Source organism: Streptomyces sp. NBC_00086 (assembly GCF_026343255.1).
Classification (GTDB): domain Bacteria; phylum Actinomycetota; class Actinomycetes; order Streptomycetales; family Streptomycetaceae; genus Streptomyces.
The window spans coordinates 6,167,204-6,192,769 of record NZ_JAPELZ010000001.1 but is presented as its reverse complement, the minus strand read 5'-3'; the positions used below and the strand labels follow the sequence as shown (position 1 = coordinate 6,192,769).

Sequence of the window (25,566 nt, the reverse complement as noted above, 5' to 3'; positions counted from 1 at the left end):
GGGCCCGGCCCCTCCCCCGGTCCGGGCATCGCTCAGCCCTCCAGGGCCAGGCCGCGGCCGGCGAGCCGGTCGAGCGAGAAGACGCCCTCGACGGTGGCTTCCACGTCGAAGAAGGAGCGCTCGGTGGGCGGGTAGCCGATGAGTTCCGCAGCCCGGTTGGGCAGGGCCGCGGCGAGCGCGGCCGACTCGGCGGACTCCCACAGGAGTACCGCTCCCCAGCGGTCGGTCTCCCGGTCGGATATCCAGAACTTCAGCCGCAGACCGGCCAGTTGACTGAACCGGTCGACCGCCTCGTCGCGCAGGAACCCGCGCAGCGAGTCGATGGTCTGCTCGGATTCCTTCAGGTCCCACCAGACGATTACCGCTCGCACGAGCGCACCACTCCGATCAGCAGGTCGCGGGTGATCCGTACGCCGTCCTCGGTGAGGACCGACTCGGCGTGGAACTGCATCGAGGCGAAGCCCCGTCCGCGCAGGGCGTGCACCTCACCGGTCTCGACGTCGCGGCTGACCTCGACGATCCCGGCCCGCGGGTGTTCGAACTTGTCCTCGGCCAGCCGCGCCGCGAACGTGTTGTAGAAGCCGACCCGCTCCGGCGCGCCGAACAGGTCGATCTGCCGCTGGACACCCTGGTTGGGCACGGTCCTGCGGACGAGGTCGAGGCCGAGCAGGGTGGAGAGGACCTGGTGGCTGAGGCAGACGGCGAGGAACGGCCGCCGCTCGCCCAGCAGCCGGGAGACCGTCGCCCGCAGGTGCGCGATCTTGGGGTGTGCGGTCTCGCCGGGGTCGCCGGGACCCGGGCCCATGACGACGAGGTCGTGGGCGCCGGTGTCGTACGGCTCGTCGAAACGGCTGACCGTCACCTTCAGCCCCATGGAGGCCAGCTGGTGGCCGATCATCGAGGTGAAGGTGTCCTCGGCGTCGATGATGAGCACACTGCGGCCGGCCAGCTCCGGCACCGGCCGGGACCGCTCGGCGGTCTTGCGCAGCCAGAATCCGGCGATGCCCTCGTTGCGCTCCTCCAGGGCGCCCCGGACGTCGGCGTGCCGGGCGAAACGGCTCGCGCCGCCCGCTTCGAGCGCGGACAGCAGTCCGGCCGCCTTCACCCGGGTCTCGGCGACCTCGCTCAGCGGGTCGGAGTGCCGTACGAGGGTCGCGCCGACGCCGATGCGCACCCGGCCGTCGGCCGCGATGTCGGCGGTGCGGATGAGGATCGCGGAGTCCATCGTGCGGCCGCCGTCGGCGTCCCGGCCGATGAGGGCCATGACGCCGCTGTAGTAGCCGCGGCCCTCCGGCTCGTACCGGTTGATCACCTTGCAGGCGCTCTCCAGTGGGCTGCCCGTGACGGTGGGGGCGAACATCGTCTCGCGCAGGATCTCCCGTACGTCGCGGGAGGTCTGCCCCTCGATGAAGTACTCGGTGTGGGCGAGGCGGGCCATCTCCTTGAGGTACGGGCCGACGACGCGGCCGCCTCCCTCACAGATCCGGGCCATCATCTTGAGTTCCTCGTCCACGACCATGTACAGCTCGTCCGCCTCCTTGCGGTCGGCGAGGAAGGCCATCACGCCCGGCAGGTCGGGGCCCGCGGCCGGGTAGCGGTAGGTGCCGCTGATCGGGTTCATCACGGCGGTGCCGTCGTGCAGGCTGACGTGCCGCTCGGGGCTGGCGCCGACGAAGGTGCGGTCCCCGGTGTGGACGAGGAAGGTCCAGTAGGCGCCCGACTCCCGCTCCAGCAGCCGCCGGAAGAAGGAGAGCGCGCCGGCCGGGGAGTAGTGGGTGATCTCCGCGACGAACGAGCGCTTGATGACGAAGTTCGCGCCCTCGCCGTTGCCGATCTCGCGCTCGATGACCTCGCGGACCATTCCGGCGTACGCGTCGTCGTCCACGTCGAAGTGGCCGCCGGTCAGGGTGACCGGCTCGTCGGGGAGCCTGCGCAGCGCATCGGCCAGCGGGAGGACCGCCTGCTCGCCGACCGTCATGGTGATCAGCGGTTCGCCGTCGTCGGTGCCGGCGAACCCCCGCTCGGTGATCTGCCGGTAGGGGACGATGGCCAGGGTCTCGTGCCGCGGGCCCGCGGCGGGGCCCTGCGGCACGGGGATCTCGGCGAGGGTCTCCACGCTCGACACCTCGCCGAGCAGCACCTCCAGGAGCTCCTGACCGGTGGTCTCGGGGCGGTACAGCAGGGCGTACGCCGGTGCGCGGCCGGTGAGCACCCGGTTCAGCAGGTCCGGGGTCACCGGGCACCGCCCGGCGCGGTGAGCTCGGCGAGCACGGACTTGGTGGTCTTGACGACCCCCGCGCGCTGGGCGACGTAGTCCAGGGCGAACCGGTGCTGCGCCTCGGAGAAGTCGGCGACGGCGTCCGCGACGAGGAAGGACCGGATGTCGTTGGTGAAGGCCTCCACGACCGTCGCCATCACGCCCACGTGGGCGTACACACCGCAGACGACGAGCTGGTCGCGGCCCTGGAAGCGCATGCGCTCCAGCAGCTCCGACTTGAAGAAGGCGCTGTAGCGCCACTTGGTGAACACCCAGTCGGAGGGGCCCGGTTCGATGGGGTCGACCACCCGGCGGTCCTCGGGCGAGACCTTCATCCCGGGGCCCCAGAAGTCCTTGAGGAGACCGCGCTCCTGTTCCGACATGCCGCCGGGTTGCGCGGTGTACGCGACCGGGATGCCGAGGGCGGCGCACTGTTCGCGCAGCAGCGTCGCGTTGCGCACGAGGTCGCCGACCGGGGACTCGCCCTCGGGGAACGGGCGCAGGAAGTAGCGCTGCATGTCGTGGATCAGCAGCACCGCCCGGTCGGGGTCGACCGTCCAGTCGGCGGTGTTGACGGGGAGGTCTCCCTCGGAGGGCATGGGGTACGGATCGATGGGCGGAATTCCCGCCATGGTCGTCCTTCCTCTCGCTCGGGTGTGGGCTCGGGGTGTGGCCTTCGGCAGGGGCTCGGTGCCGGGTCGATGCGGGGGCGGTGCCGGGTCGGTGCGGGGGCGGCGGCGGGTCAGACGCCGAGGGCGGCGCCGCCGTCGACGGTGAGGTCGTGCAGGGTGATGTGGGAGGCGTGGTCGGAGAGCAGGAACGCCACCGCCTGGGCCACATCGAGGGGGCGGGCCAGCTTGCCGAGGGGGATGCCCACCCGGAACTCGTCCGCGATGCCGTCGATCGAGCCGCGCTCGCCGCTGCCGTCCGCGCCGCCGTCCGCCCAGAGGGAGGTCAGCATCGGGGTGGCGGTGGATCCGGGGGCCACGACGTTGCACCGGATTCCGTACCTGGCCACCTCCAGGCCCAGGCACTTGGTGAACATGGCCGTCGCCGCCTTGGACGCCGCGTAGGCGGCCATCCCGGTCCGGGGCGTGCCGGCGGCGTTCGAGGCGACGGTGACCACCGCTCCCGAGCGGCGTTCCACCATGCGGCCGACGACGGCGCGCGAGACGTGGAAGACGCCGGTGGTGTTGACCGCGAAGGTGGCCGCCCAGTCCTCGTCGGACAGGGACACGGCCTGGCCCAGGCGCAGTACGCCGGCGGAGTTGACCAGGTACCGCACGGGCCCCAGGACCTGCTCCACGGTGTCGACCAGGCTGTCCACCCGGGCCGAGACGGTCACGTCACAGGGGAACGCCTCGACGTTGAGCCCTTCGGCCCGCAGTTTGGCCACGGTGTCGCCGAGCGCGTCGGCGTCCCGGTCCACGGCCGCGACGGTCAGGCCGCGCTCCGCCAGGATGCGTACGACCTCCTCGCCGATGCCGCCGGCCGCACCGGTGACCAATGCGATCCCGCTGTCCGTCGTTTCCACTCCGTACATCACTGTCCCCGTCCCCTTCAGCCGAGCCAGGCGGCGGCCACCGCGACGGCCTGCCGCGGGTTGAGGCGCGGGTCGCAGAAGCTCGTGTACTTGTTGCCGACCTCGTGCAGCCGGTCCTGGTCGGCCACGCACTCGGTGACCGCGTCGGGCGTGGTCTCCAGGTGGATTCCGCCGGCGACACCGCCCGCCCCGGTGACGGCGCGGTGGAACTCCAGGACCTCGCGCACCACGGTCTTCACGAGGCGCGTCTTGAGGCCCTCGGGGCCGCTGACGGTGTTCCCGTGCATCGGGTCGGTCAGCCAGATGACCGGGTGGCCGGCCTCCCGGACCGCCGCGACCAGCGGGGGGAGCTTCTCGCCGACCGTGTCGGCGCCCATGCGTGCGATCAGGGTCAGGCGGCCGGGCGTCTTGTCCGGGTCGAGCGCGAGGCACAGGGCCAGCAGCTCGTCGGTGGTCATGCCGGGGCCGACCTTGCAGGCCACCGGGTTCGACACCGCGGCCAGCAGTGCGACGTGCGCGCCGTCGACCTGGCGGGTGCGCTCGCCGATCCACGGCCAGTGGGTCGAGGCGAGCAGTAACCGGCCGTCGGCCCGCGTCCGCATCATGGGCAGTTCGTAGTCGAGCAGCAGCGCCTCGTGGCTGGTCCACACGGTGGTGTCGGGGCGCGGGCTCCGCTCGTCCCGGTGCCAGCCGAGGCCTTCGATGACGCCCCGCGCGGCTTCGTACCCCGTGAGCATGCGGGTGGGGTCGGGCTTGCGCAGCTCCGGGTCGGGCTCGGGGGCGTTGACCATGTGGCCCCGGTAGACGGGGAGTTCGACGCCTCCGACGATCTCGGTCGGCTTGGAGCGCGGCTTGCCGTACTGGCCGGCTATCCGGCCCACCCGGATCACGGGCTTGTGCGAGATCATCTTCATCGTGCCCGCCAGCACCTCCAGCAGGCCGGCCTTGCGGGCCACGCTGTCCGCGGAGGATTCGGCCCAGTCCTCGGCGCAGTCGCCGGACTGGATGATCTGGATGCGGCCCTCAGCGGCCTCGGCGAGCAGGGCGCGCAGTCCGTCGACGTCTTCGGAGTCGACGAGCGGGGGCAGAGAAGCCAGTTCCTCCCGTACCCGCCCGAGCTCCGCGTGTCCCGCCCATTGTGGCTGCTGAGCGGCTGGCAAGGATCGGAGGAATTCGTGGACACCGTTCACCTGGTACCTCCTGGGGTGAAGTGAGGCCGCCTCCGATCGAGTTCGGGAAAGCGGCCGCCGCCGACTCTGTACGAAGCGGGCGAGGAGGATCAAAGGCGATCGCGGGACTATGTCAGATGGCGTCGAATATCCGTTTGGACATGACTTACTGTTCCGCCCGCTGTTGTCCCGGCCCGGCGCCCGGCGGACACTCTGCTGGGCCATTCCGGGACAGGACGGGTGGCCCGAAAAAGCAGAGGACGGAGCGGCGCCTTGAGTTTCGAAGAACAGTGGTCGCGCAAGATCGTTCACGTACCCCCGGGCGAGGGTCCGAGCCGCTGGGCATTCGGCGACAAGTACACGATCAAATCGGGCGAGCACAACACCGGAAAGCACTTCTTCATGATGGAAGCGCTGGTCCCACCGGGTGGCGGCCCGCCGCCACATATCCACCACCACGAGGAGGAGGCGTTCTACGTCCTTGAGGGAAAGGTGGACATGTTCGACGGAACCGAGCAGCTGAAGCTGAACTCAGGCTCTTTCATCCACGTGCCCCGCGGCAGCGTCCATTCGTTCAAGAACGTCAGCGACGAGCCATCGAAACTTCTCATTATGTTCATGCCCGGCGGCAAGGACGGATTCTTTCTCGGCGCGGGAGTCTCGGCCGACGACAATGCACCGATGCCACCGGCCGGCCAATACGAGCTGGACGTGGAGCGGGCACTCAGGGTCGCCGGACAGTATGGCGATGAATATCTCTCGTAAATTTCATGTGAACGCCTTCCGAGAAGGCGACAAGCTATTCACGAACCATTAACGATGGAGCCCCCATGCCCGGACCGCACGGACTGATTGACGTTCACCACCACGCGATTCCCCCCGTCTACGCCGAGGCGCTCGGCGGGAAGACGGCCATCCCCGGCGTGGACTACCCGACCTGGACGCCCGAGGAGAGCCTGGAGGTCATGGACCGGCACGGCATCGACGCGGCCGTGCTGTCCATCACCGCTCCGGGCGTGACCTTCCTCGAAGGCGACGAGAGCCGCAAGCTCGCCCGCCGGGTCAACGAGTACTTCGCCGAGCTGATCCGTCTGCACCCCGGCCGCTTCGGTGCCTTCGCGGTCCTGCCGCTGCCCGACGTGGCCGCGGCGCGGGAGGAACTGGCCTACGCCATCGACGAGCTGGGGCTCGACGGCGTCGGACTGCTCACCAGCTACGAGGGCCGCTACCTCGGCGACCCCGAGTTCGAGCCGCTCCTCGCCGAGCTGACCGAGCGCGGCCTGCCGGTCCACGTGCACCCGATGACCCCGCCGTCGAAGGACCTCGCCACCTTCGATCTGCCGCCGTCGCTCTACGAGTTCACCTTCGAGACCACCCGCACGGTCGCCAGCCTGCTGTTCAACCGGACCCTCGACCGGCTGCCCGGTCTGCGGCTGATCCTGTCCCACGCGGGCGGCACCCTGCCGTTCCTGGCCCAGCGGATGACGTACGGGCCGACGATCGGCGCGTACCTCAAGGACCGCGCGCCCGAGGACCTCATCGGTTCGCTCGGGCGCCTGCACTACGACATCGCCATGTCCGCCACCGAGTACGCCCTTCCGGCGCTCACCAAGCTCGCCGGCACCGGGAACATCCTGTTCGGCAGCGACTTCCCCTTCATGCCCGCCGCTCACACCACGGAGAACACCGAGGGCTTCCGCGCCTTCCCGGGGTGGTCCGGCGAGGAGCGCGCGGCCATCGGCCGGACCAACGCGCTGAGCCTCCTGCCCCGCCTGTCCGAGCGGATCGAAAAGGCCTCCTGACGCCTCGGGACACCGCGTCACCACGCACATTCCACGAAAGGTTTGCCAACAGCGATGACAGACGTATCGAACGGCCAGTGGAGCCGCAGGCGGCTTCTGGGCAACGCGGCGGCGGTCGTCGGCGCGAGCGCGGCGATCACCGCGGGCGGCGCCCTCACCGCACGGGCCGCCGACTCCGCGACGGGCCCCGCGGCCGGACCGGCCGCGGAGTTCCCCGCGGCGAAGGTCTCCCCGACCGACCCGCGCTACCGGGACCTCGTGCGCGGCATGAACCAGCGCTGGACCGGCCGCCCCGAGAGCGTGCGGGTGGTGGACTCCACCGCTCAGGTCCTCGCGGTCGTCCAGGAGGCCGCCCGGGCCAAGAAGAAGCTCACCGTGCGCAGTGGCGGCCACTGTTACGAGGACTTCGTCTTCAACGCGGACACCCAGATCGTCCTCGACATGTCCGAGATGACCTCCGTCTACTGGGACTCCACGTACAAGGCCTTCGCCGTGGAGGCGGGCGCCACCCTGCTGGACGTCTACGAGCGGCTGTTCAAGGTCTGGGGCGTGACCGTCCCCGGCGGCATGTGCTACTCCGTGGGCGCCGGCGGCCACGTCAGCGGCGGCGGCTGGGGCATGCTCGCCCGCGAGCACGGCCTGATCGTCGACCACCTCTACGCGGTCGAGGTCGTCACCGTGGACGCGGCGGGCACCGCCCGCACCGTCCTCGCGACCCGCGAGGCGACCGACCCCCACCGCGACCTGTGGTGGGCGCACACGGGAGCGGGCGGCGGCAACTACGGCGTCATCACCCGCTACTGGTTCCGGTCGCCGAAGGCCACGGGCACGGCGCCGGAGCAGTCGCTCGTCAAGCCGCCGGCCGAGGTGTTCATCAGCGCCATCTCCTGGAAGTGGGACCAGGTCACCGAGGCGGCCTTCACCCGCCTCACCCGCAACTTCGGCGCCTGGCACGTCGCCAACGGGGCTCCCGGCGGCAAGTACGGAAGCCTGATGAGCTTCCTGAAGCTCAACCACAAGTCCAATGGCGAGATAGGCCTGCTCACCCAGCTGGACGCCACCGTGCCGGGCGCGGAGCAGCTCCTGGAGGACTTCCTCGCGGCGGTCACCGAGGGCGTCGACATCCCGCACGGTCCGGTCACCAAGGCCATGGGCGAGCACGGCCCGATGCCGGAGTACTTCACCCCGCAGCGCATGGGGTGGCTGCAGGCCACCCGCTACCTCGGCACCACCAACAGCACCCTGGTGGACCCGACGCTGCGCGGCGACTACAAGTCGGCCTTCCACAAGAAGAACGTGACCGACGCGCAGATCGCCGCCTTCTGGAAGCACCTCAACCGCACCGACCTGCACAACCCCGGCGCGATGGTGCTGCTCAGCTCCTACGGCGGCAACGTGAACAGCGTCAGCCCCGGCGCCACGGCCACCGTGCACCGGGACTCGGTCTTCAAGCTGCTCTTCCAGAGCTACTGGCCGTCCGCGGCCGACGACGCGGTCAACATCTCCTGGCTGCGCGAGCTGTACGAGGAGACGTACAAGACGACCGGCGGCGTCCCCGTGCTCGACGACGTCACCGACGGCTGCTACATCAACTACTGCGACATCGACCTGAACGACCCGGCCCACAACACGTCGGGAGTGCCCTGGTACACGCTGTACTACGGGTCCAACTACCCGCGCCTGCAGCAGATCAAGGCCAAGTACGACCCGGCGAACCGCTTCAACCACGGGCAGTCCGTCCGGCTCCCGTAGTCCGTCCGGCCCCCGCAGGAAGAGGGGCACGACGGCGGGCCCGCCCGGCACATCGCGTGCCGGGCGGGCCCCTCTCGTTCTCCGGTTCACCGCCGGCTCCCGGGGCTCATCGCTGGAGCGGTGCGCCGAACCAGGCGCGCAGCGCCGCCGTCAGGGCCCGCACGTCGTCCGGGCCGCCGGCCGCGCTCCACGCCGTGTAGCCGTCGGGACGGACCAGGAGCGCGCCGGGGGTGCGCACGTCGGTCACCGCGGAGAGCGTGGTGACCCGGTCGGCCCAGGGCCGGGCCGCTTCGAGCAGGTCGCCGCGACCGCCGAGGTCGAGGAGCAGTGGCCGCCCGCCGTGCAGCTGCTCGGCCAGGCCCGTCTGGGCGTCGCCGGTCTTGAGCGGGAGATCGGGGGCGAGCAGCCCGGCCATGGGGTCGGCCGGGTCGCCGATGTCGTAGCGCACCGCGGTGCCGCTGATCATCCCGCTGAGGTACTCGTTGACCTGGGGCATGTGCATCAGCTCGGTGAAGAGCTCGCGCAGCGCGTCGGTGCGCGGATCCGGGTTCATCAGCGCGACCTGGGCGCGGACGTTGTAGAGCACCTTGGCCGCGACCGGGTGGCGCTCCGCGTGGTAGGTGTCGAGCAGCGCCTCGGGGGCCCAGCCCTGCACCTGCGCGGCGAGCTTCCAGCCCAGGTTGACCGCGTCCTGGAGTCCCAGGTTCAGACCCTGGCCGCCGGCCGGGAAGTGGACGTGCGCGGCGTCGCCGGCGAGCAGGACCCGTCCGGTGCGGTAGCGCTCGGCCTGGAGGGCCGCGTCGCTGAAACGGGTCAGCCAGCGGGGGTTGGCCATGGGCACGGGGTACCCGGCGATGCGCTCGACCTCGTCCCGCATCTCGTCGAGGGTGACGGGCGCGCTCCGGTCCGCGTGCGGCCCGCGGAAGTCGTAGGTGGAGACCCGGCTGCGGCCGTACGGGTTGAGCCAGATCAGCGTCCAGCCGCGGGAGTTGCGCTGCCAGCCGGACGGGGCGCCGTACGGGTCGAGCAGCTCGACCTCGCCCATCAGCGCGCCCACCGTCGCGGGGGTGCCCAGGAAGTCGATGCCGCTGAGTTTGCGTACGGAGCTGCGCGCTCCGTCGCATCCGACGACCCAGCCGGCCGTCAGCGTCCGCTCGGCCCCGGCCTCGTTCCGGACGGTCAGCGTGACGTGGTCCTCGTGCTGGTCGAGGCCGACCACCTCGCTGTCGCGTTCGACGCGGGTGCCGAGCGTGGTGGCCCGCCGGGCGAAGACCTGCTCGGCGTAGGCCTGCGGGCTGCCGACCATGGCGGGGCCCTCGTGGACGACCGCCGACAGGTCGAGCTCGAACATCCCGCCGAAGTGGAACGGCACCGGCCCGCGGGAATGCCCCAGGGACTTGTGCGCTCCGGGCTGTACGGCGCCCAGCAGGCCGCGCCGGTGCAGTGTCTGCGCGGTGCGCGCGTGCAAGGTGCCGGCCTTGGACTCCCCGGTGGGCTCGGGCAGGTGTTCCAGGACCGTGGCGCGTACGCCGTACAGGGCGAGCTCGGCGGCGAGCAGCATGCCGACCGGGCCACCGCCGACCACGGCGACGTCGGTGTCCAGGGACATGGGGGACCTCCAGGTTGCTGGGTGGTGCTGTGCTGTGAAGTGGGCGCAGCGGGCGTCTTGGCGTCTTGGGCATGACGGAGGGGAAGCGGGCAGGTCGTGCGCCGCTTCCCCTCCGTCCAGCGGTGGTGACGAGATCACACCTTGGCGGGGGAGCTGACGGTGTGCTCCTCACCCCGCTGGTCCGGGGTCCCCTGGACGGGGGGCTGGGGGGCGGCCGCGGGCTTGCCGGGGAGGGCGAGCGAGATGAGCGCGCCGAGGAGGATGCCCGCGGCGGCGATGTAGACGGCGGTCTGGGTGCCGTCCGCCATGCTGGTCTTGAGCGCGTCGCCGGCGAGGCCGTCGATGTGGGCGTTGGCGATGGCGATCAGGATGGCGAGGCCGACCGCGCCGCCGATCTGCTGGGTGGTGGAGGCCATGCCGGAGGCGATGCCCTGCTCGTGCGGGGCCACGCCGGAGGCGGCGGCGATCCACATGCCGGTCCAGGTGATGCCCTGGCCGATGCCCGCGATGACGAGGCCGGGGACGACGCTCGCGTAGCCGGCGTCGGCGGAGATCGAGTAGGCGAGGACGGCGGTGCCGATCGCCCCGACGACGAGGCCGGTGACCAGGGTCGTCCGGGTCGCGGTGCGGGTGGCCATCCGCTCACCGATCTGGGTGCCCGCGGCGATGGAGAGCGAGGGGACGAGGAAGGCGAGACCGGTCTCCAGGGCGGTGAAGCCGTGCACGCTCTGGAAGAGGACGGTCAGGAAGTACGGCAGGGAGCTGAAGGTGCCCATGAAGATGAAGGTGACGGCCATGCCGACCGCGAGGCTGCGGTTGCCGAAGAGGCGCAGCGGCATCAGCGGGTCCTTGCTCTTCGCCTCGATGAAGGCGAAGAGGGCGAGCAGGGCCACGGCGACGACGGCGCTGACGATGATCTCGGCGGAGGCCCAGCCGCTCTCGGGGCCCTGGACCAGCACGTAGACCAGCAGGGTCACACCGAGCGTGGCGGTGATGGCGCCCGGCAGGTCGAAGCTGCGGCGTTCGGTGGCCTTCGTGTCGCGCGGCATGACGGCGAGGGCGGCGATCAGCACGATTCCGGCCAGCGGAACGTTGACGAAGAAGACCGAGGCCCAGCCGAAGGCGCCGGTGAGGACGCCGCCGAGGAGCGAGCCGAGGGTGAGGCCGGAGGCGCCGGCGCCGCCCCAGATCGCGAGCGCCTTGTTGCGCTCCTTGCCCTCCGCGAACAGGGTGTTGATCAGCGACAGCGTGGCCGGGAAGAGCAGAGCGCCACCCAGACCCTGCACCGCGCGGACCGCGATCATCGTCTCCGGGTTGCCCGCGAAGCCGCCGACCAGCGAGGACACGGCGTACAGGCCGAGGGCGAGGGCGAACATGTTGCGCTTGCCGAGCAGGTCCGCCGCGCGGCCGCCGAGCAGGAGGAAGCCGCCGAAGAGCACCGCGTAGGCACTGACCACCCACTGGAGCGACTGGTCGGTGAAGCCCAGCTCCTCGCCGATCTCCGGCAGGGCCACGTAGACGATGTTGAAGTCCAGGGAAATGATCAGCTGGGCGAAGGCCAGGAGAGCAAGAATCCAGCCGAGGCGGGGAGTCCCCGTGCCTGACGGGGAGGCGGAACGGGTGGCAGACATGGGGAGTGGCGACCTTTCCAGGACTCAACAGTACGACTGTGTACGTACAATTACTGTTCACGGATAGTCGTACGGTTCCGAGGTGCCTGTCAACCGGACCCGGAGGGTGTGTCAGGTCGCGAACGGTCCCCGGAGGCTCGCGCACAAGGACTGACCAGCAACTGTTCGACCATCCTTGGACATACGAGTTACTTTTGAAGGCATGACTGTCAACCACCCGACCAGGGACCAGATCAAGCTGGAGAACGTGTTCACCGCGCTGGGCAACCCCATGCGACTCACCGTGGTCCGCGCCCTGGCGGCCGGCGGCGAGTACCCGTGCGGAAGCCTGCTCGAAGGCGTCTCCAAATCCACGCTCACCCACCACTGGCGGGTACTGCGCGAGGGCGGCCTCATCTGGCAGCGCCCGTCCGGCAGAGAGCTGCTCCTGTCCCTGCGCCGCGAGGATCTCGACGTGCGCTTCCCCGGACTGCTGGACGCGGTCCTCGGCGCGATCTCGGTCGACGCACTCCCCCGCGCGGACAGCGCCCGCACCACTGGCTGATCCTCACCGTCTGTCCGGTCCGGGCGTCCGGTCCACGGCGTCGCGGACCGGACGCCCGGAGACATCGCGGACCCGGGGCCCGACCTGCTGAAACGACCCGGGGCCGACGCGCTCAAACGGTCCGGGGCCGGACGCGGCGAACCGGCCCCGGGCCGGACGCGCGGAACCGGCCCGGGGCCGAACACGGCCCGGAGCCGGACGCGGCGGACGCGGCGGTCAGGCCGCCCGGGGAGCCGGGGCGGTGCCCAGCAGGGCGGTGCGGCCGGCGGCCCAGACCACCGTCGCGGGTCCGCCGTTCGAGCGCCGCTCCGCCGCGAGGGAAGGGCCGCGCTGCGGTCCGACGCGCCGCCCGGAACGGCGCAGGGCGGCGAAGTACCGCTCGTCGAGGTGTCCGTGGCCACTGTGCCGTACGAGCAGGGCCGAGAGCTCGGCGTCCAGCTCGCAGTGGCGGCCCAGCGCCAGTCCGGCTTCCACCCACTGGCCGAGAACGGCGTGCCGGGTCTCCTCCAGGGCCGCGATGCGCTCGCCCAGCCAGGCGCCCGCGTCGATCCCGGCGAAGGCCGGTCCGGACCACAGGTCCAGGGCGCCGCGCAGCCGGCGGGCCGCCTTCTCGAAGTCTCCGCAGGAAATGGCCCGGTAGCCGGCGCCCGCCTCGCGCTCGAACTCGCGGAAGTCGCACCGACCGCCACCGGTGTCGAGAAGATACCCGCCGGGCACCGCCGACAGCACCGTGTCGGGAGTCCGTACCGCGCCCGGACCGGACTGCAGGGCGCCCGCGAGCTGCTCGCGCAGCATGCGCACGGCGGCGTGGGCGACGGCCCGGGTGTGCTCGGGCGGGGCGCAGCTGGTCAGCTCGTCGGCCAGTACCGACAGGGGTACGACCTGGTCGGCATGGGCCGCGAGGACCGCCAGTACGTGGCGGGCCTGCGGGGTGGCAGCCGCGATGGGAACCCCGTTCTCGGTGACGCGCAGCCCTCCGAGTACGTCAATGTCCACGGTTCCCTCCCTGGAGGCAAGACACAGCGACGCTGGGCGTCAGAAAAATAATACCCAGAAGGATTTTTTGCAAGGGATGGTTGGCCGGTATGCAGAACACACGGATCGAGACTCCCGCACGCGCGGACGCGCACATGCGGATGCACCGGACCAATGACCCTTTCCGGGCCCGTCCGGGCATCCGCACATCCGTCAGCGCCGGCGCCGGCTACGGCTACGGCTACGGCTACGGCTACGGCTACGGCTACGGCTACGGCTACGGCTACGGCTACGGCACCGTCAGGCGCGTGCCCCACCCGCGCGGATCTCCTCGTGCACACCGGCCGCCCGGGCCGACGAGGTCCACGGCTCGTCCTCGGTGACCGCCACCGGCGGCCGGGGCACGCCCGAGGCGCAGCCGTAATCACACGGGTGCGTCCCCTGCGGTCCGTACAGCGCCCTCGCACCCCGGCCCGGGGCCGTGTCCAGCCGGATCGCCAGGGACGGCACCACCAGGTTCGGCATGACATGGGTGTAGAGGGCCGAAACCTGCTCGTCCATGTCCATGCCGAGCATGTGGGACATCATGTTGAGCCCCGCGTAGGACCCCACGATCAGCCGCGCCGGCACGATGGGGTCCACGGTCGTCAACAGCTCGCCGCGGGCCTTGGCCTCCGTCATCAAGGAGAGGTGAAGCTCTATCCACGCCTCGTAAGGAGAGGCCCGGTCGAGGCTCAGGCCGGTCTGGTCCAGCGTGAGCCGCGCGCTCGCCCGCATCAGGACGTCGTGCCGCAACCGGTGCGAGAAGATCATGCCGGTGTCGACGAACTCCTGCACCTTGAATGCCTGGGGCATCGCGGTCGGGGCCGAGGCCACCTGGGCGTCGATCACCGCCTGGGCGAGGTGTTCCTTCGAGTCGAAGTGGAAGTAGAGCGCACCCTTGGTCACCTTGGCGATGTTGACGATGTCCGAGAGCTTGGCCGATTCATAGCCTCGCTCTTCGAACACCACGGCGGCCGCCTCCAGGATCGCCCGGCGGGTGCGCACCGCCCGGTCCTGCTTGACCTGCGGTCGTTCTGTCCTCATGTGATGCGACCTCTCCGCCCGGTGCGTCATGCCACTGCGCCCCCATTTCCGGGGCAATCAGCGGATGAGTCTTATCTCCCCCGCCATCCCTCGTACACCGGTGCTTTACATGCCCTCGGGTACGTTCTTACCAAGGGCAGTTTCACACCATGGAGAACCCGCCGTCCACCGGCATCGTCACACCCGTGACGAAAGAGGACCTCGCGCTGCACAGCCAGGCGGCGGCCTCGGCGATCTCCGCGGGCTCCGCGGTACGCGGCTGCGGCGTCCCCGCGTGCAGCTGGGCCTCGATGCCGGGCACGGCCGCGAACCACTGCTCGACCACCTCGGTGCGGGTGGTGCCGGGCGCCACCGCGTTCACCCGGATGCCCTGGGCCCCGTACTCGGCCGCGGCCGCCTTGGTCAGCCCGATGACCGCGTGTTTGGCCGCGACGTACGGGGCCGCCACCGGGGTGGCGAGCAGCCCGCCCACGCTGCTGTTGTTGACGATCGCCCCGCCGCCGGTCTCCAGCATCGCGGCGATCTCCGGGCGCAGGCAGTTCCACACCCCGCGCACGTTGACTTCCATGATCTCGTCGTACAGCTCGTCGCCCATCTCGTGCAGCGGCGTGCGCCCCACGCCCCAGCCGGCGTTGTTGAAGGCGCAGTCCAGCCGGCCGAACTCCTCGACCGCACGGGCGACGGCGGCCTCCGCGTCGCCGCGCCGGGTCACGTCCGTCACCACGTACGCCGCCTGCGCGCCCTGCGACCGCAGCTCCTCGGAGAGCTCCTTGATCCGCTGCTCGCGCCGGGCGGCGAGCACCACCCGCGCGCCCTCCCGCGCGAACACCCGGGCGGCCGCGGCGCCGATGCCGCTGCTCGCGCCGGTGATCAGCGCGACCTTGCCCTCCAGTAGACCGTTCCCCTGCATGTCCGTTCCCTTCATTTCACGCCTTCGCACTCGGTGTGCCGCTCCGCACCGGTGGGTACGGCGGCCGCTTCGGCTTCAGGCCGCGCGGCTGGTGCCCGCACCGGCCCGCGCGTCCACCGCACGCAGGAGTTCCTCGTCGATCTCGCCGAGCGAGCCGACCAGGTTCCGCACCCCGGCCTGGCGCATCTGGTGCCCCTGGAAGCCGTGTTCGAAGGTACTGGGGTGCCCGATGAAGGGAACACCCAGGTCAAGGGCAGCCGCGGCCACACGTGCCACGTCGTCCACGAACAGCGCCTGGGAGTGGTCGAGGCCGAACCAGTCGACCGTGATCTCGTGGATGCCCGGGCGGAAGGTGTCCGTGCTGATGTAACCGGGGCCGTCGAAGAGGTGCGCGACGTGCCCCAGGTAGCGGTCGAAGTGCTCCTTGTCGAGGCCGCCGTAGCAAACGGTCTGCAGCCCGAGGCCCCGGAGCCGCAGCAGGAGTTCCTCGACCCCGTCCATCACGTGCAGCGGGTGCTCGGCCAGATAGGCGGCCCGCTCCTCGAAGTACGCCTCCAGCACGCGCTCCGGGGGCCAGTCGACCCCGGCGGCCCTGGCCAGGGCCGGCGCCGCGACCGCCCTGGGCTGGGAAAAGATCGAGCGCTCCACCTCGCCGTCGTAGGTTCCGCCCCGGCGGGTGATGAACCCGTGAATGACCGGGCTGAAGGTGTCGTTGAGCAGGACACCGTCGATGTTCAGGGCGGCGAGCCGCAGGTGCTGCAGGGGGCGCATGGCGCTCCGATCACGCGGGGGAGGGCCGGCGCAGACGTTTTCTGGACTCCGAATCAGCCGCGACGCGAGTGCACTCGGTAGCCCCCCGAAAAATACCCAGCAGTATCCGCGTTGCTCTGCACCGGGAAAGATACCGGACGTCAGTTGATTCTCGCCAGGCCGGATGATCTCGATCATGCCCGATAACTCACGCCACAAAATGGTGTGATGGCGAGCATTCACCGCAACTCATCCACCCCGGCGGCAATTTGTCCTGTGCCTTGCGTCACTCTGCACGGACGCGGGGGTGCGCTTCGGTCAAGATCGATCCCATAATCAAACTCGGAAGTACGTACTCTGACCCCCGTAGAGGTTTGCTGTACTCGTCCACGATGAGGGACTTCATGATCACGACCCTGGAACCGACGGACTTCACCACGTCTACTCCGGCCGAGCACTGCGCGTGTCACGCCCAGACGGACAACAAGCTGGCCGCCACGGTTCCGAGGGCACTCGTCCACCGGGCGGCAGTCGCCGAGGTCTTCCTGACCGGCATGTGCCGCATCGCCGATGACCGCTTCCACATCAAGGCCCAATGGCCCCGCGGCCACAGCTTCTTCACCCCCGTGGCGGGCACCCACTACGACCCGATGCTGATCGCCGAGACCATCCGGCAGGTCGGCGCGTACCTGGCCCACCAGGCCTTCGAGGTACCGATCGGACACCAGTTCCTGCTCTGGTCGCTGGAGTACTCCACCGTCCCCGAGCAACTCGTCATAGGCGGGGCCCCCGCGGACCTCGACCTCATCGTCACCTGCCCCGAGATACGCCGTCGGGGCAGCCGGCTCACGGCGCTCACCTACGAGGTGGTGATCCGTCAGGATGAGCGGGTCGTGGCCACCGGGCGCGTCGGCTACACCGTCACCTCTCCTGCCGTCTACGAGCGGCTGCGCGCCAAGCAGCTGGCCACCGAGCCGGAATCGGTGCTCGGGTCCGCCCCGGTCGCGCCCGCCGAGGTGGGCCGGTTCTCCCCCTTCGACGTCGTCCTCTCCGCGTCCTCCGCCCCGGGGGTCTGGGAACTGCGCTACGACATCCGTCACCCCGTGCTCTTCGACCACGTCGGCGACCACGTGCCCGGCATGGTCCTCCTGGAGGCCGCCCGCCAGGCCGTGACCATCGACGCCGAAGCCGGCGTCATGCCGGTCTCCGTCATGAGCACCTACCAGCGCTACGCCGAGTTCGGCACCCCGCTGTGGATCCACGCGGAACCCGTCTCGGCGGAACTGGGCGGCACCGCGGCCCGGTCGGTCCGGGTCACGGGCTTCCAGGACGGCGAGCGGGTCTTCGAGGCCGTCGTCGTCACCGAGCCGGTCGGATCCGTTCCGCCGCCGTACTGACGGGTGCCGTGGCGGCCGTACTGACGGCCGCCACGGCCCCTCCTGCGGACACCGGGCGGCCGTACCGGGAACACCCGGTACGGCCGCCGCGGTTGTACGGACCGAGGGACCGGCGCCGCACGGGCGGGGAACACGGACACCGCGAGGTCGTCCGCCCCACCGGGATCCGGGCCCCGGGACCGCGGCACGTCCGCCGCGCACCCGGACCAAGACGTACGTCCGCAGGAGGACTCTTTTCATGGCTGACCGGCCCTTGACGCTCATGGCAGTGCACGCCCACCCCGACGACGAGGCCACCGGAACCGGCGGGGTCCTCGCGCGGTACGCGGCGGAAGGCATCCGCACGGTTCTCGTGACCTGTACCGACGGCCGCTGCGGTGACGGACCGGGGGGCACGAAGCCGGGCGGCCCCGGGCACGATCCGGCGGCCGTCGCCGCCATGCGCCGTCGAGAGCTCGACGCGAGCTGCGGCGTCCTGAAGGTCAGCGACCTGGAGACGCTGGACTACGCCGATTCCGGAATGATGGGCTGGCCGAGCAACGACGCCCCCGGATCCTTCTGGCAGACCCCCGTGGAGGAGGGCGCCGCCCGGCTCGCGGAGCTCATGCGGCACTACCGACCCGACGTGGTCGTCACCTATGACGAGAACGGCTTCTACGGCCACCCCGACCACATCCAGGCCCACCGGATCACGATGGCGGCGCTGGAGATGACCTCGCTGACGCCGAAGGTGTACTGGACGGCGATGCCCCGCTCCGCGGTGCGGCAGTTCGGCGAGATCATGCAGGAGTTCGAGGACATGCCGGAGCCGGATCCCGCCGAGACCGCCGCGCTGGCCGAGATCGGCCTCCCCGACGACGAGATCACCACCTGGGTGGACACCCTGGCCTTCAGCGGTCAGAAGTACGACGCGCTGGCCGCGCACGCCAGCCAGGGCGAGAGCATCTTCTTCCTCAAGATGGGCAAGGAGAGGTTCGGCGAGCTGATGGGCACGGAGACCTTCGTCCGCGTCAAGGACTCCACCGGCGCGGCCGTACCCGAGAACGACCTCTTCGCCGGCCTGCGCTGACCCCTTCCCGCCCGGGCGCGGTGAGGGCCCCGAGGAGGGGCAGGGCAGCGGGCAGGGCAGGGCAGGATCCGAAGGAGGCGGCCTACCCCGGGGCCGCGAACGTCAGCCGGAACAGCGCGCCCCCGCCCGGGGCGGCCTCGGCCACCAGCTCCGCCTCGTGGGCCCGGGCGATCTGCCGGGCCATCGCCAGCCCGAGCCCCGACCCGGGCAGCGCCCGCGCCGCCCCCGCCCGGTAGAACCGGTCGAAGACGTACGGCAGATCCGCCTCCGCGATCCCCGGCCCGTGATCCCGTACGGTCAGCTCCGCGCGGCCGTCCCCCCGAACGGCCAGCGCCACCTCCACCTCCGCCCCCGCCGGGCTGAACTTCGCCGCGTTGTCCAGCAGGTTCCCCAGCAGCCGGCTGAGCCGCGCCGGCACCCCGGGGACCACCACCTCCACCACCTCCCCCTCCTCCCGGGACGGGGACGGCGCCCGCACCCGGAAGGCCACCCCCGGCCAGTGCGCCCGCGCGGCCCCCGCGCAGTACTCCACCAGCGGAGCCAGCCGCACCTGCTCCACCAGCAGCTGCGGCTCCTCGTCGCGGGCCAGCTCGATCAGGTCGTTGACCAGCCCCGTCACCTCCCGCAACTGCCGCCCGAGCGCCAGCGAGGCCCGCTCCCGCTGCTCCGCCGTCAGCCGGTCCCCCCGCGCCAGCAGCTCCGCGTTCGTCCGCAGTGCGGTCAGCGGGGTCCGCAGCTCGTGCGAGGCGTCCGCGACGAGCCTGCGCTGCGCGGTGACGGACTGCTCCAGTTCCCCCAGCATGGTGTTGAAGCTCCCGGCGAGCCGGGTGACCTCGTCCTCGCGGCCGCGCCCCGGAGGCGGCAGTTCGATCCGGTGCCTCGGGTCCCGGGTGGCGGCGATCCGCTCGGCGGTGGCGGTGAGCCGGGTGACCGGAGCCAGACCCGTCCGCGCGACCCAGTAACCGAGCAGCGCGGCCAGCAACACCCCGGCGGCGGCGGTGACGGCGAGCCGGCGGGCGGCCCGGTCGATGCCGGTCTCCACCGAGTCGGAGCGCACGGCGACCTGGAGGGCCCGGCCCTTGAGGAAGTCGGTGGTGAGCATCCGCGCGGGATGCCCCTCGACGACGATGTCCGTGTAGAAGGGGGCCCGCTCCCGCAAGGCCACCAGCCGGGTGGCCGGGGCCACGGGCATCCGGTACGCACCCTCCCCGCCGGCCGGGTCCTTGCGCGCCTCGGCCGGGACGATCTGGACGCAGGCGGGCGCGGCCAGGTACCGGCAGTCCCAGGCGGCGGTCCCGGGCGGGGAGTCGCCGTACTGCTTCGCGGCGAGCCGGGCGGCCTGGGTGAGGCTCAGGTCGAGCTGCTGGTAGAGCGCGGCCCGCCCCTCCAGGAAGGCGGCGGTGCACACGCCGAGCGCGACGAAGGCCACCGCCGCCGTGACGGCGAGCGCCAGCCGGGTCCGCAGCGGCCGCCTGCGCCGCCACCGCGCTCCGAGCCCCCGCCGGCTCACGCGGCGTCCAGCCGGTAGCCGACCCCGTGCACGGTGTGCACCAGCCGGGGCTCACCGCCGGCCTCCAGCTTCCGGCGCAGGTAGCCGACGTAGACGGCCAGGGAGTTGGAGTCCGGCCCGAAGTCGCGGCCCCACACCAGTTCCAGGATCAGCTCGCGCGGCAGCACCTGCCCGGGGTGGCGCAGGAGCAGTTCGAGCAGCGCCGACTCGGTGCGGCTGAACTCCAGCGGCCGCTCGCCGCGCCGCCCGGTGCGGGTGGCGGGTTCGAGGACGAGGTCCCCGTACGCGAGCACGGGCGCTCCCCCGGCCTGCTCGTCGGGGGCGGCACGCCGCAGCAGGGCCCGCACCCGGGCCACGAGCTCGTCGAGCGCGAACGGTTTGACCAGGTAGTCGTCGGCGCCCGCCTCCAGCCCGTCGACCCGGTCGCTCACCGCGTCCAGGGCCGTGAGGACGAGGACGGGCGTACGGTCGCCCACCGCGCGCAGTTGCCGGCACACGGCGAGCCCGTCCAGCACCGGCATCATCACGTCGAGGACCACCGCGTCCGGCTGCCAGAGCGCCACCTCGGAGAGCGCGGCCAGCCCGTCGGCCGCGCCGCGCACCTCGTACCCCTCGACGGCGAGGCCGTCCTCGACGGCGGCCCGCACCTCGGGCTCGTCGTCCACCACCAGAATCCGCTGCATGCGGCAAAGCCTCCCAAATGCTCCGGGAGAACCTCTTAGAACCTTCTTAGGGCGCACCGGAAGGCTTGCGTCCATGACCTCCTCCCCCTCACGTTCCGCCTCGCCCCGGTCCCCGTACCGGCCGCTGTCCGTCGTGATCGGCGCGGGTGGCACCGGCGGCCACATCTATCCCGGCCTCGCCCTGGCCCAGGCGCTGCGCGCCGCCGTCCCGGACGCCGTGGTCTCGTTCATCGGCACCGAACGCGGCCTGGAGACCGAGCTGATCCCGGCCGCCGGCTACCGGCTGCACACCGTGGACATGATCCCCTTCGACCCGGCGCTGGGCGCCAAGCGCTTCCTCCTCCCGGCAGCGCTGATGCGCTCGGCCGGGCAGGCACGGGCCGTGATCCGGGCCCAGGGAGCGCAGGTGGCCGTCGGCATGGGCGGCTATCCGAGCGCGCCCGCCGTGCTCGGGGCCCGGCTGGCCGGGCTGCCGGCGGTCATCCACGAGTCCAACGCGGTACCGGGCCGGGCCAACCAGTTCGCGGCCCGCCTCACCCCGCACATGGCGGTGGCCTTCGACCGCAGCCGGGAGCACCTGGCGGGCGGGGCCCGGGCCCTGACCACCGGAATGCCCATCTCCGCCGAGCTGTCGCACCTCGCCCGGCTGACCCGCCCCGAGCGGGCGGTGCTGCGCGCCGGGGCCCGGCGGGAGCTCGGGGTGCCGGACGCGCGGCGCCTGGTGGTGTTCAACGGCGGCAGCCTGGGCGCCGTGCGCCTGACCGCGGCGGCGGCCGGGCTGGCGGCCGCCTGGCAGGACCGGGAGGACGTGCAGCTGCTGATCAAGACGGGGCCGGCGACGCTCGCGGACACCGTGGCCGGGCTGGCCGCCTCGGGCGGGCATCGGATCGCACGCGCCGTGCCCTACCTGGACCGGATGGACCTGGTCTACGCGGCCGCCGACCTGGTGGTGTGCCGGGCGGGCTCGGCGACGGTGGCGGAGCTCGCGGCGACCGGCGTCCCCGCGGTGCTGGTCCCCTACCCGTACGCCCCGGGCGACCACCAGACCCACAACGCCCGGGTGCTGTCCGACGCGGGCGCCGGCCTGCTGCTGGCGGACGCCGAGGCCACGGCCGGCCGCCTCGCGGAGCTGCTCGCCCCACTGCTGGCCGACCCGGCGCGGCTGGCGGCGATGGCCGGGGCGGCCGACCCCGGCCCGCACGCACGGGCCGCCGACCTGCTGGCCTCGCAGGTCCTGCGGGTCGCCGGCTTCCCCTCCTTCTCCCCCACTCCCCTGGAGCTCGTATGACCACGCACACCCCCACCCCCACCCCCACGCTCACGCTGACCCCGGCGCGCACCCCCGCAGACTGGACCGGCCGCACCGTCCTCGTCACGGGCGCCGAGGGCTTCATCGGCTCCACCCTCGTCGACCTGCTGGTGGCGCGCGGCGCGAAGGTGCGCGCCTTCGTGCACTACAAGCCGTACGCCGAGAAGGGCCACCTGGCCCGGTACCTGGCCGACCCGGGCGGCCCGGTGGAGATGTGGGCCGGCGACGTCCGCGACGCGGGCCGGGTCAGCGACGCGGTGGCCGGCTGCGACACGGTCTTCCACCTGGCGGCGCTGATCGGGATCCCGTACAGCTACGCCTCGCCCGGCGCGTACGTCCAGACCAACGTCACCGGTACGGAGAACATGGCCGAGGCCTGCCGCCGCCACGGCGTGCGCCGCCTCGTCCACACCTCCACCAGCGAGGTCTACGGGACGGCCCTGACGGCCCCGATCTCCGAGAGCCACCCGCTCCAGCCGCAGTCCCCGTACTCCGCTTCGAAGATCGGCGCCGACATGATGGCGCTCTCCTTCCACCACGCGTTCGAGCTGCCGGTGACGGTGGTCCGGCCCTTCAACACCTACGGCCCGCGCCAGTCCGCCCGCGCGGTCATCCCCACCATCCTGGCCCAGCTCCACTCGGGCGCCCGGGAGATCCGCCTGGGCTCCCTGACCCCGACCCGGGACTTCACCTACGTGACCGACACCGCGGCCGGCTTCCTCGCGGTCGCGGAGTGCGACCGGGCCCTGGGCGAGGTGGTCAACCTCGGCACCGGCGAGGAGATCTCCGTCGGCGACCTGGCCCGGGCCCTGATCACGGCATCGGGCCGGGACGCGGAGGTCGTCGTCGACCCGGCCCGGCTGCGTCCCCCGGGCAGCGAGGTCCAGCGCCTGCTGTCGGACAACTCCCGGGCCCGCGACTGGGCCGGCTGGAAGCCCGAGGTCTCCCTCCAGGAGGGTCTGACCCGCACCTCGGAGTGGATAGCCGCCCACCTCCACCTCTTCGCCCCGGACCGCTACCAGGTCTGAGGCGGGGCCCCGGCGGCCGGAACCACGTCCGGCCGCCGGGTCAGGCGGCGGCGTTCGGCCCGTGAGCGGCCCTGACCCCCTGCAGCGCGGTCAGCTTGCGCACGAAGAGGACGGCGAGCACGGCGGCCGCCACGGTGGTCAGGTCCGCCGCCGCGCCGAGGGCGAAGTATTCGCTGAACTCCTCGGCGCTCTCCGGCTGGTCCTGAAGCCGGAGGTAGATCCCGAGCACCCAGCTGAAGGAGTACAGCACCCACCAGGCGGTCACCGGGGAAGACGAGATCCGGCGGAAGGAGCCGTCGGGCGCGTTCTGGACGCTGGCCTCCCAGGTCTCCAGCGCCACCCGGTACGGGAGCACGAAGTTCGCGATCGGGACGAACCAGCCGCCGATGGCCCAGCCGGCGCTCTGACTGAAGCCGTCGGGGCGGAACACCTGGCCGTTGAGGCGGACCCGGTGGAACCACACGAGGAAGACCACGCCCAGCGCCAGCCCGAGGAGATTCCACCCGGACGCGAGCACCATCTGGAAGTTGTCGACCTGGTCGAGGCGGTCCTCGGCGACGCTCCCGGGATCGGCGATCAGGTCTTCCATCAGCTGCCGGGCGTAGAAGCCGGACCCGGCCGACAGGAGCCCGACACCGGCTTCGAGGGACAGCAGCACGGTCAGCGCCCTCGCCAGGCCCTCCGGGGAACGGAGCCCCCCGACAGACTGCGGCAGTGGCGTCGCGGACAACTGGGACATGACGAAGTACCCCCCACGGGAACGTATGACACGTAAAGGGGCCACCCTTCGGGCGGCCCGAGCCGACCGAAGATAAGCCATGCCCGAGCCCAGCGTCTACGCCTTCCCATTGCGCGGGCGAACGAGGAAATCCACGGCTACGGACTGCGCAGACTGCGCACGTCCAAGTGCCTCAGCACCCGGTCGACGATCTCCGGGTCGGCTCCGGGTTCGCTGCGCGCGGCCAGCACCTCGTGCCGGGCGGCGGACATCATCTCCCGCTGGATGCGCTGCACGTCGCGGATCCGCTCCACCCGCTTCGCGTACGCCTCCCGCCGCTCCTCGTCGACCATGTCGGGGCTGATCCTGGCGCCCACGTCGTACGCCCTGCGGTAGAGCACCTCCACCAGGTCCTCGGGCAGGTCCTCCACCTCCTCGATCTCCTTGAGCCGCCGCTTCGCGGCCTTGGCGGCGCGGATCGCCAGCGCCCGGGCGATCTCCGCCTCCGCGTCCGAGTCGGCCTCCACGCCGAGCCGGCGGACCAGCCACGGCAGGGTCAGCCCCTGGAGCACCAGGGTGGTCATGATCACGGCGAAGGCGATGAAGACGATCTCCTGCCGGGCCGGGAAGGGATCCCCCGCGTCCGTCTCGAAGGGAAGGGCGAGCGCCAGCGCCACGGAGGCCACTCCCCGCATGCCCGCCCACCACATCACCACGGACTCCCGCCAGCTCAGCGGGATCTCCTCCTCGTAGTCGCGCCGCGAGTGAAGCCGTTTCGCGAGCCAGCCGGCCGGCAGCAGCCACACCAGCCGTACGCCGACCACCACCCCGACCACAACCGCCGCCCACCCGGCCATCTCCCAGGCGCGACCGCTCGCCGCCCCGAACACGTGGTGCAGCTCCAGCCCGATCAGCCCGAAGGCGACACCGGTGACCAGCATGTCGACGACCTCCCAGAACGTGTGCCCGGCGAGCCGGCCCAGCACGTCGTCGGCGTCGGTCGCGTATTCGGCGAGGAACAGCGCCGTGGTCAGCACGGCCAGCACCCCGGAGCCCCGGAACTCCTCCGCCAGTACGTACGCCACGAACGGCACCAGCAGCGTCAGCCCGATCTGGAGCGTGGCATCGCCGAGCCGCCCCATGAGCCGGTTGGCGGCCCAGCCGAGCCCGAGCCCCACGGCGACGGCCACGACGGCCGACAGCACGAACTCGCCGAGCGCCTCGGGCCACGAGAAGGTGCCGCTGACGGCGGCGGCGATGGCCACGTGGTAGAGCACGATGGCGGTGACGTCGTTGAAGAGCCCCTCGCCCTCCAGGATCGACACCATGCGCCGGGGCAGCCCGAGCGATCCGGCCACGGCGGTGGCGGCGACGGGGTCGGGCGGGGCGACGAGCGCGCCGAGCGCGACGGCCGCGGCGATCGAGAGCCCCGGCACCAGGGCGTGCGCGGTGAAGGCGACGGCCGCGGTGGTCACGAAGACAAGGGCGACGGCCAGCAGCAGGATGGGCCGCACATTGGCGGCGAACTGCCGCCAGGAGGTCCGCTGCACGGAGGCGTACAGCAGCGGGGGCAGCACCAGCGGCAGGATGAACTCGGGCGGGATGTCGACATTGGGCACGACGGGCACCAGGGCGAGCACCACCCCGCCGAGCGTCATCAGCACCGGCGCGGGCAACCCCAGCCGGTCCCCGAGCGGCACCGTCACCACGGCCCCGAGCAACAACACGAACAACAGCAGGAGCTGATCCACTCCCACACCCTGCCAGCCCACTGCGCCCGGCGAGGCGGACCGGGGTGCGTGTCGGGCGCAGCCGATCCGGCCG

The 25,566-nt window shown here is 71.7% G+C and carries 23 protein-coding genes; 8 read left to right on the top strand and 15 right to left on the bottom strand.

What is annotated here, in order from left to right; translation table 11 throughout:
- Positions 1–32: 32 nt before the first annotated feature.
- The 5 genes from OG276_RS28060 to OG276_RS28040 form a co-directional block, all read right to left on the bottom strand.
- On the bottom strand, positions 33–371 hold the full coding sequence (locus OG276_RS28060; RefSeq protein WP_266909473.1) for a hypothetical protein: 339 nt from the start codon (positions 369–371) through the stop codon (positions 33–35).
- On the bottom strand, positions 359–2,236 hold the full coding sequence (locus tag OG276_RS28055; protein WP_266909472.1) for an anthranilate synthase family protein: 1,878 nt from the start codon (positions 2,234–2,236) through the stop codon (positions 359–361). Before OG276_RS28055 ends, OG276_RS28060 begins: the two co-directional genes overlap by 13 nt.
- Positions 2,233–2,889 (bottom strand): isochorismatase family protein, encoded by a 657-nt coding sequence (locus OG276_RS28050; protein ID WP_266909471.1) that lies wholly within the window; start codon positions 2,887–2,889, stop codon positions 2,233–2,235. The genes OG276_RS28055 and OG276_RS28050 overlap by 4 nt, the downstream gene beginning before the upstream one ends.
- Positions 2,890–2,999: 110 nt before the next feature.
- The gene (locus OG276_RS28045) at positions 3,000–3,800 is read right to left on the bottom strand and encodes a 2,3-dihydro-2,3-dihydroxybenzoate dehydrogenase (RefSeq protein ID WP_266909470.1); all 801 of its coding nucleotides are present in this window, start codon (positions 3,798–3,800) and stop codon (positions 3,000–3,002) included.
- Positions 3,801–3,817: 17 nt separating this feature from the next.
- On the bottom strand, positions 3,818–4,960 hold the full coding sequence (locus tag OG276_RS28040) for a 3-deoxy-7-phosphoheptulonate synthase (RefSeq protein ID WP_266909469.1): 1,143 nt from the start codon (positions 4,958–4,960) through the stop codon (positions 3,818–3,820).
- 282 nt (positions 4,961–5,242) lie between these two features.
- Here OG276_RS28040 and OG276_RS28035 point away from each other — a divergent pair, with 282 nt between their 5' ends.
- The 3 genes from OG276_RS28035 (at position 5,243) to OG276_RS28025 (ending at position 8,523) form a co-directional block, all read left to right on the top strand.
- Positions 5,243–5,734, top strand: coding sequence for a cupin domain-containing protein (locus OG276_RS28035; RefSeq protein WP_266909468.1), 492 nt, complete (start codon positions 5,243–5,245; stop codon positions 5,732–5,734).
- Between the two features lie 65 nt (positions 5,735–5,799).
- Positions 5,800–6,771, top strand: a complete 972-nt coding sequence (locus OG276_RS28030; RefSeq protein WP_266909467.1) for an amidohydrolase family protein — start codon at positions 5,800–5,802, stop codon at positions 6,769–6,771.
- 54 nt (positions 6,772–6,825) lie between these two features.
- The gene (locus OG276_RS28025) at positions 6,826–8,523 is read left to right on the top strand and encodes an FAD-binding oxidoreductase (RefSeq protein WP_266909466.1); all 1,698 of its coding nucleotides are present in this window, start codon (positions 6,826–6,828) and stop codon (positions 8,521–8,523) included.
- 106 nt (positions 8,524–8,629) lie between these two features.
- Here OG276_RS28025 and OG276_RS28020 read toward each other — a convergent pair whose 3' ends face one another.
- Both OG276_RS28020 and OG276_RS28015 read right to left on the bottom strand, forming a co-directional pair.
- Entirely contained in the window at positions 8,630–10,132 is a 1,503-nt protein-coding gene (locus OG276_RS28020; protein ID WP_266909465.1) for an FAD-dependent monooxygenase, read from the bottom strand.
- A gap of 134 nt (positions 10,133–10,266) precedes the next feature.
- A complete protein-coding gene (locus tag OG276_RS28015) occupies positions 10,267–11,763 on the bottom strand; it encodes an MFS transporter (protein ID WP_266909464.1) in 1,497 nt (498 codons plus the stop codon).
- Between the two features lie 202 nt (positions 11,764–11,965).
- On the opposite strand from OG276_RS28015, the gene OG276_RS28010 reads away from it, so the two are divergent.
- The gene (locus OG276_RS28010; RefSeq protein ID WP_266909463.1) at positions 11,966–12,307 is read left to right on the top strand and encodes a helix-turn-helix transcriptional regulator; all 342 of its coding nucleotides are present in this window, start codon (positions 11,966–11,968) and stop codon (positions 12,305–12,307) included.
- 216 nt (positions 12,308–12,523) lie between these two features.
- On the opposite strand, the gene OG276_RS28005 is transcribed toward OG276_RS28010, so the two are convergent.
- The 4 genes from OG276_RS28005 to OG276_RS27990 form a co-directional block, all read right to left on the bottom strand.
- Positions 12,524–13,303 (bottom strand): AfsR/SARP family transcriptional regulator, encoded by a 780-nt coding sequence (locus tag OG276_RS28005; protein WP_266909462.1) that lies wholly within the window; start codon positions 13,301–13,303, stop codon positions 12,524–12,526.
- A gap of 279 nt (positions 13,304–13,582) precedes the next feature.
- Positions 13,583–14,368 (bottom strand): ScbR family autoregulator-binding transcription factor, encoded by a 786-nt coding sequence (locus OG276_RS28000; RefSeq protein WP_266909461.1) that lies wholly within the window; start codon positions 14,366–14,368, stop codon positions 13,583–13,585.
- A 142-nt stretch (positions 14,369–14,510) separates the two neighbouring features.
- Positions 14,511–15,278: a glucose 1-dehydrogenase gene (locus OG276_RS27995; RefSeq protein ID WP_266909460.1), complete on the bottom strand. Its 768-nt coding sequence runs from the start codon at positions 15,276–15,278 to the stop codon at positions 14,511–14,513.
- Positions 15,279–15,353: 75 nt separating this feature from the next.
- On the bottom strand, positions 15,354–16,049 hold the full coding sequence (locus OG276_RS27990; protein ID WP_266909459.1) for an HAD family phosphatase: 696 nt from the start codon (positions 16,047–16,049) through the stop codon (positions 15,354–15,356).
- Positions 16,050–16,432: 383 nt separating this feature from the next.
- Between OG276_RS27990 and OG276_RS27985 the strand changes: the two genes are divergently transcribed.
- Together OG276_RS27985 and OG276_RS27980 are read left to right on the top strand one after the other, a co-directional pair.
- Complete coding sequence (locus OG276_RS27985; RefSeq protein WP_266909458.1) at positions 16,433–17,425, top strand: ScbA/BarX family gamma-butyrolactone biosynthesis protein; 993 nt, start codon at positions 16,433–16,435, stop codon at positions 17,423–17,425.
- A gap of 238 nt (positions 17,426–17,663) precedes the next feature.
- Positions 17,664–18,494: a PIG-L family deacetylase gene (locus OG276_RS27980; protein ID WP_266909457.1), complete on the top strand. Its 831-nt coding sequence runs from the start codon at positions 17,664–17,666 to the stop codon at positions 18,492–18,494.
- An 82-nt stretch (positions 18,495–18,576) separates the two neighbouring features.
- Here the strand turns inward: OG276_RS27980 and OG276_RS27975 are convergent, their stop codons facing one another.
- Positions 18,577–20,004, bottom strand: a complete 1,428-nt coding sequence (locus tag OG276_RS27975) for a cell wall metabolism sensor histidine kinase WalK (RefSeq protein ID WP_266909456.1) — start codon at positions 20,002–20,004, stop codon at positions 18,577–18,579.
- Entirely contained in the window at positions 20,001–20,687 is a 687-nt protein-coding gene (locus OG276_RS27970; protein WP_266909455.1) for a response regulator transcription factor, read from the bottom strand. Before OG276_RS27970 ends, OG276_RS27975 begins: the two co-directional genes overlap by 4 nt.
- Before the next feature lie 73 nt (positions 20,688–20,760).
- Between OG276_RS27970 and OG276_RS27965 the strand changes: the two genes are divergently transcribed.
- Together OG276_RS27965 and OG276_RS27960 are read left to right on the top strand one after the other, a co-directional pair.
- Entirely contained in the window at positions 20,761–21,975 is a 1,215-nt protein-coding gene (locus OG276_RS27965) for a glycosyltransferase (protein WP_266909454.1), read from the top strand.
- Positions 21,972–23,024, top strand: a complete 1,053-nt coding sequence (locus OG276_RS27960) for an SDR family NAD(P)-dependent oxidoreductase (protein WP_266909453.1) — start codon at positions 21,972–21,974, stop codon at positions 23,022–23,024. Before OG276_RS27965 ends, OG276_RS27960 begins: the two co-directional genes overlap by 4 nt.
- A 40-nt stretch (positions 23,025–23,064) precedes the next feature.
- Here the strand turns inward: OG276_RS27960 and OG276_RS27955 are convergent, their stop codons facing one another.
- Both OG276_RS27955 and OG276_RS27950 read right to left on the bottom strand, forming a co-directional pair.
- Positions 23,065–23,763, bottom strand: a complete 699-nt coding sequence (locus OG276_RS27955; RefSeq protein ID WP_266909452.1) for a DUF4328 domain-containing protein — start codon at positions 23,761–23,763, stop codon at positions 23,065–23,067.
- Between the two features lie 137 nt (positions 23,764–23,900).
- Entirely contained in the window at positions 23,901–25,493 is a 1,593-nt protein-coding gene (locus OG276_RS27950; RefSeq protein ID WP_266909451.1) for a Na+/H+ antiporter, read from the bottom strand.
- Between the last annotated feature and the right edge of the window lie 73 nt (positions 25,494–25,566).